We start from the raw sequence: 6,000 nt of genomic DNA, 5'->3' as shown, positions 1-6,000 counted from the left end.
CGCCGAGCAGCCGCGCAACCGCAACACGGCTTGGTCCCGGCAGATGCGCTTCGACATGATCTGCGAGGCCAACGGGATCGAGCACCGCCTCACCAAGCCGAACCATCCGTGGACGAACGGTCAGGTCGAGCGGATGAATCGCACGATCAAGGAAGCCACCGTCAAACGCTTCCACTACGAGAGCCACGATCAGCTCCGCACGCATCTCGCCGACTTCATGGCGGCCTACAACTTCGGCCGTCGGCTGAAGACGCTCGGCGGTCTCACGCCCTACGAGTACATCGCCCGGATCTGGACCTCAGAGCCCGACCGGTTCATCGTCAATCCGATCCACCAGATGCCGGGACTGAACAGCTAGGGGCAAATCAGCGACACGCCGATAGTAGCGGCTGTGCACTCGGTGCGAGAGTCGATCGCAAGACGGGCATGCCGCCGATAATGCTCGCGCCGAGGCGGTGACGATCAGGACGCCGTCCACAAACTCCTGGTGATCGACAACCAGCCCGGCTGGAACGACGGACGAGAGCGAAAGACGGCACGACATGGCAGAGATCCCTATCGGAAATCGCCATTCCCGCCGCCAAACTGCATCAGTTGTGAGTCAGACCCAGTTTTGCAGGCCGTTTGACATGATCGGCGGATCCGGACGCGACATCTACACGGTCGACGACATCGGCGACGTGGTCGACGAGGTCACGGACCAGGACGCGGACGACGGCGCCCTGGACACCGTCTGGAGCACGGTCTCCTTCATGCTTGGGCCGCGCGTCGAGAACCTTCGCCTCCAGTCGGGCGACATCGACGGCACGGGCAACGAACTAGCCAACCTGATCACCGGCTCGGCCGGCCGCAACGTCATCGCCGGGGGGACGGGCATCGACAGCCTCTACGGCAAGGGCGGCGCGGACGTGTTCGTGTTCGCCGAGAAGGGCAAGGACAACAAGGACTCGATCTGGGACTTCGACGCCGACGACAGGATCCAGCTGCGAAAGCAGGTCTTTTCCGGTCTCGATGCGGACGGCGACGGGGTTCTGGATGCGGGCGCCCTCACCTTCGGCTACCGCGCCGCAGCCACCAACGCGCAGATCGTCTACGACGCCAAGACCGGCAACCTCTCCTACGAAGCCGACGGCACGGGCGGCGCGCCCACCGAGGTGATTGCCATGGTCGGCAAGAACCTCTCTTTCCTCGACTCCGGCGACATCCTGCTGGCCTGACGCCCCGGCTCCGAATCGTTTCGGGCGACCGTCCTCTCCCGGCGGTTCCGACGCTTGGCGTTTCCCGAGAGAATGCCGGGCGGCGGCTCCGCGCGGGGCGTGCCACATCGCGATATCGCGCGGACGCAATCCGAGCGCCCGGCAGGTTCTTTGGTCGGAACAGGCGCCTGAGCGGCGCCTACCGGATCTTACCCTGCGGCAGGCCTGCCGAACCGGGCAGTGACGGCGCCGAGGTCGATGCAATCGCGGGCGGAGCGCCCATCGTTAAACAATCATTAATCCTCTGGTTGACTCATATCTAGCCGTCATTATTAATCCCGTTACCATCACAGGGGGCCTTCATGACATTTAAATCAAACTTTATATTTGGCGCCGTCCAGCTCACCAACGGTGACGATACGCTCAGCGCGAAGAAGTATCTGCTGGCGGACGTGTTCGGTCGTGACGGGGACGACGCGTTCATCGCCACGGGGAACGGCAGCATCTCGTTCAGCGCCTTCAAAGGCGGCGCGGGGAACGACCGCCTCGTGGTCGACGCCGACACGTCGCTGATCGGCTCATCCACCTATAACGGCGGTGCGGACAAGGACATTCTCGAGTTCTCCTCGTCCGACCGCATCGTCATGCGCGAGACCGGAGTCTCGTCCACCGGCGAGACGGAAATCACCCTGACCACCCTGAAGTTCGGCTGGCTTCCGCTCGGGTCGATCACCACCACCAGCGTCGAGCGTTTCGTCATCACCGGCAGCGCCTACAACGACGTGCTCGTGGGCAGCTCAAGTAACGACTGGCTGGACGGCGGCGCCGGCGCCGATACGTTCGCCGGCTCGGCAGGAGACGACGGCTACGTGTTCAGCAGTGCCGCCGAGCGCGTCGTCGGCGAGACCCAGAACGGCGGCGAAGACTCGATCTGGACCACAGTTTCCGTCGATCTGCGCCAGAACCAGTTCGTCGAGAACCTGCGTCTCTACGAAGAAGGCGGGGCCATCAACGCCATCGGCAACGAGCTGGCCAACCTAATCACCGGCAACGCCGCCAAGAACGTCATCACCGGGGGACTCGGCAACGATTCGCTCTACGGCAAGGGCGGCGCGGACGTGTTCGTGTTTGCGGAATACGGACAGGCAAACAAGGACTCGGTCTGGGACTTCGATTCCGACGACAAGATCCAGCTGAGCAAGTCGGTCTTCTCCGGACTCGACGCCAATAACGACGGCGTCCTCAATGCGGGTGCGCTCACCTTCGGCACCCGTGCCGAGGGCACGAACGCCCAGATCATCTACGACGCCAAAACCGGCAACATCTCCTACGACGCCGACGGCACGGGCAGTTCGCCGACCGAGGTGATCGCGCTGATCGGCCGGAACCTGCCCTTCCTCGACCACAAGGACTTCCTCCTGGCCTGACCGGCCGACGCGTCGCCGGTGGCGAACCGGCGATGCGTTTCGAAGGCGCGGCGCGGCGAAGGGCTTCGCCCGCAAGCCGACGCCGCCGGAAGACCCCCGGTCCGGCACTGCCGGGGCCGGGGACCCGAACCCGGATGCTCCCGCAGAGATCACCGACATGGGAGCCCGCACGCCTCGCCCATGGCGTTCCATCGCGAGCCGACGGAACGTCTCGGAGCGGCATAGCGAGGCCGGACATACGGGCGGCCGATGTCTAATCGGCGCCTTGCTCACGCAAGATCATACATCGTTTATATTTTGTGTTGCGCTGCGAGATGTCCGGCAACGCGCGGACAGACTTTCCCGCCGACGACTTCGCCGCGGCGATATTGCACTCAACCCTTGAACCACAAGAGGCAAACCGCCTCATTTTTTGCTCCAAATGCCAAAGTTCCTCTGTTAGTTAACAAGGACATAATGTCATTTGACTATTTAACCGCTATCTTGCATATCCTCATTCCACAGCGTCATCTGGAGACTCACCCATGGCAACCACCTACAACCGTTCGAATATCGTCCTCTCCGGCGATCAGTTTCTCGGCCGCGTGGACGACACGCTCATTGCCAAGGGATACGACAACGCCTCCGTGATCGGCCGCGAAGGCAACGACACGTTCAAGACCGCCGGAGCCGGCACGTTCACCTGGTCCACCTTCCTCGGCGGCGACGGCAACGACCGTCTGGTCGTGCAGGAAGGCGATACCTTCGTGGGCACCACGTCGTACTACGGCGGCACGAACACGGATTCGAGCATCCGCGAAAGCGACATCTTGGAGTACAGCACCAACAAGCAGCTCACGATGTCCGTCGAGGGCAGCGGCGTGCTCCTGCAGCAGGCCGGCGTCAGCGGGCAGCTCTATGTCAGCAACGTCGAGCGCTTCGTGATCAAGGGCAGCGCCGACGGCGACGTGCTGATCGGCTCCAACGGCAACGACTGGCTGGACGGCCGCGGCGGGCTGGACACGTTCCAGGGCTCGACCGGCGACGACGGCTATGTCTTCGACAACGTGAACGAGCGCGTCGTCGGCGAGCAGGCCAATGGCGGTAACGACTCGATCTGGTCGACGGTCTCGGTCGACCTGCGCCAGAACGCCAACATCGAGAACCTGCGCCTCTACGAAAGCACCAACCAGATCGAGGCCGTCGGCAGCACGTCCGCGAACCTGATCACCGGCAACACGTCCGACAATTTCATCGCCGGCCTTGCGGGCAATGACCGCCTTCACGGCAAGGGTGGAGCAGACACGTTCGCGTTCAACGAGTTCGGCAGCGCGAACAAGGACACGATCTACGACTTCGCCAGCGACGACCACCTAGCCCTCGGCAATGCTTTCACGGGCCTGAACTACAATGCGGACGGCACGCTGGTCGCCAACCAGTTCGTGACCGACCCGTCCGCGCTGGTGGCCGGCGTGGCTGCGATCATCTACAACAGTGCGACCGGTGTCGTGTCCTACGACTCGGACGGTGCCGGCGGCGCGGCGGCCGAAGCCTTCGCCCAGATCGGCCGGGGCGCCAGCCTCGACAACACGCAGATCATCAAGACGGACTTCTTCCTCGTTTAAGGTCGAAGACATCGTCGAGACAATCGAGGCCACCGGCGGCAAGCCGGTGGCCTCTTTTCGTTGGAGCCGTGAACGGCGGGCTGCCCCGTACGTGCATCGACGCCGGCCAAAGGGGCGGTGCCGGCCCGCCTCGGCGAGGACGGACGTGCGGACACCCTTGTCCAGATCAAGCTCCCGCATGGGTCGCAAGCGACGACCCTGTGCGCGCTTCTGCGGCATCCACAAGTCAGCGCGGCACCCTTGCCGCGGTCTTGAACGACCCGAGACGGTGTCGTCGGGGTCGAACGGCTCTGAGCCGATCGAGCGCGTCGTCAAGCGGCAGATGCGGCGCGAACGCTTCGACGTCGCTCGTTGTACCGTTTCGCGCCTGATGCGGCAGATGGGTCTGAAAGGTGACGTCCGCGGCAAAACCGTGCGCTCCACGATCCGCGAGACCGCGGCGCCATGCCCGCCCGACCGGGTGGACCGCATCTCCGAGGCGCCGCGCCCGAACATGCTGTGGCTCAGCGATCTAACCGATGTCGCGACCTGGGGTGGCTTTGTTTATGTCGCCTACGCGACACATGCCGCGCATTTGCGCTGACGTCGTGACGCCTTCGCCCAGTGCATCGTTGCTTGGCGGGTATCGCGCTCGGCGCCGACGGACTTCGTTTTAAATGCTCCGGAACAGGCGGTCCACCAACGCCGGTCCTTCGCCGGCGACGGCCTCGTTTGCCATTCGGACCGCGCTGGCGCTCCTTCGACGCCGTCGAGTTCGCTACCCTCGAATGGGTCGACTGGTTCAATACCTGACGATTGCTCGAGCCGATCGGCAACATCCCGCACGTCGAAGCGGAAGAAGTCTATTACGCCAGGCTTGAGGCCATGCCGATCGCCGCGTAGAACTCAAACCAAACAGCCTCCGGGAAACCCAGCGTGGTTCAATCGAGTACAGCCCGACGATGCAGGACGCGATCGAAGGGGCCGACCTCTGCGTTCTCGCGACGGAATAGGACAAGTTCTTGCGGTTCCCGCCGGAGGGCTACCGGGCGGCCCTGCGCAACCCGATCTCTGTCGACTTCAGCAACGCCTTCTCGCTGGAGGCCATGGCGGAGGGTGGCTTCGAGCATCTCTCGATCGGCTGCGGCAGCGTCGAGGCGGCCGAGCCGGCCCTGGCCAAGCGCAACGTCTGAGGGACGTAGACCCCTGGGCCGTCGTCACGCCGCGACCGCTTGCGAGACGGTGGCCGGCGGCAGAAGGAAGGCCGTGAGGCGGCGCCCCTCGATCATCCAGGCGGTCGTGGGCTGCACCGCGCTGCGGGCATCGGCGCCGGTCGCCACGCCGCCGTATTCGGGAACGGACGGATTGCGGATCGCCACGTTCGGAACGAGCCTGACGGCGAACGGAGGGTGGCAGGAGCCCGCTGCGGACGTCTTCGGGGGCTGTCTGGGAAGGCCGGGGGAGGTCAGCAGTCGAGGTCGGGCCGGCACCGCGTCGGACGGGGGCGTCGAGGCGGTCGGCGACGTCGCCGCGACCCGGCCCGACATTGTCTTCATCGAGTTCGGAGCCAACGACGCTGCGCTGAATAAGCTGATCGGCCCGTCAACGAGCACGGCCAACATGCGTTGGATCGTAGACGCGTTGTCTACGCGATGAGGATGAACCCGTTCGGCGGCCGGCGCTCTTGGATGAGTTCCTCTGCGGGACCGCTGCAAAGAGGTGCATCGCGAACTCGTCGCCGAACTCGGCCTCGGCTACATCGACCACCGGCCGGCCTAGGCGGCGCTGCCGCTC

6 protein-coding genes and 2 pseudogenes are annotated in these 6,000 nt (G+C 64.4%); 6 read left to right on the top strand and 2 right to left on the bottom strand.

Annotated elements, in window-relative coordinates; genetic code table 11:
- Positions 1-358, top strand: a 358-nt coding sequence (locus BM175_RS19645) for an integrase core domain-containing protein (RefSeq protein WP_139224713.1), incomplete at its 5' end; no start/stop codon positions are given.
- On the opposite strand, the pseudogene BM175_RS23385 reads toward BM175_RS19645, so the two are convergent.
- Positions 353-544, bottom strand: a pseudogene (locus tag BM175_RS23385) (ISL3 family transposase); the annotation flags it as partial. The gene BM175_RS19645 and the pseudogene BM175_RS23385 overlap by 6 nt on opposite strands.
- 85 nt (positions 545-629) lie before the next feature.
- On the opposite strand from BM175_RS23385, the gene BM175_RS19640 reads away from it, so the two are divergent.
- The 5 genes and pseudogenes from BM175_RS19640 to BM175_RS22840 all read left to right on the top strand — a co-directional run bounded on the left by BM175_RS19640 (position 630) and on the right by BM175_RS22840 (position 5,399).
- Entirely contained in the window at positions 630-1,217 is a 588-nt protein-coding gene (locus BM175_RS19640; protein ID WP_090966113.1) for a calcium-binding protein, read from the top strand.
- A gap of 341 nt (positions 1,218-1,558) precedes the next feature.
- On the top strand, positions 1,559-2,623 hold the full coding sequence (locus BM175_RS19635; RefSeq protein ID WP_139224712.1) for a calcium-binding protein: 1,065 nt from the start codon (positions 1,559-1,561) through the stop codon (positions 2,621-2,623).
- 524 nt (positions 2,624-3,147) lie between these two features.
- A complete protein-coding gene (locus BM175_RS19630) occupies positions 3,148-4,227 on the top strand; it encodes a calcium-binding protein (protein WP_090966109.1) in 1,080 nt (359 codons plus the stop codon).
- Positions 4,228-4,531: 304 nt separating this feature from the next.
- A pseudogene (locus BM175_RS23130) lies at positions 4,532-5,109 on the top strand (IS3 family transposase); the annotation flags it as partial.
- 119 nt (positions 5,110-5,228) lie between these two features.
- Positions 5,229-5,399, top strand: a complete 171-nt coding sequence (locus BM175_RS22840; RefSeq protein WP_175526929.1) for a hypothetical protein — start codon at positions 5,229-5,231, stop codon at positions 5,397-5,399.
- Positions 5,400-5,423: 24 nt separating this feature from the next.
- Here the strand turns inward: BM175_RS22840 and BM175_RS22835 are convergent, their stop codons facing one another.
- A complete protein-coding gene (locus BM175_RS22835) occupies positions 5,424-5,585 on the bottom strand; it encodes a hypothetical protein (RefSeq protein ID WP_175526928.1) in 162 nt (53 codons plus the stop codon).
- Positions 5,586-6,000: the final 415 nt, after the last annotated feature.

Source organism: Aureimonas phyllosphaerae, assembly GCF_900113065.1.
GTDB classification, from domain to species: domain Bacteria; phylum Pseudomonadota; class Alphaproteobacteria; order Rhizobiales; family Rhizobiaceae; genus Aureimonas; species Aureimonas phyllosphaerae.
This window is presented reverse-complemented; position numbering and strand designations above follow the sequence as displayed.

What these genes read in the sequence shown, in the direction of transcription:
- BM175_RS19640 (WP_090966113.1), top strand. Translation starts at nt 630, where the DNA reads ATGATCGGCGGATCCGGACGCGACATCTACACGGTCGACGACATCGGC.
- BM175_RS19635 (WP_139224712.1), top strand. Translation starts at nt 1,559, where the DNA reads ATGACATTTAAATCAAACTTTATATTTGGCGCCGTCCAGCTCACCAAC.
- BM175_RS19630 (WP_090966109.1), top strand. Translation starts at nt 3,148, where the DNA reads ATGGCAACCACCTACAACCGTTCGAATATCGTCCTCTCCGGCGATCAG.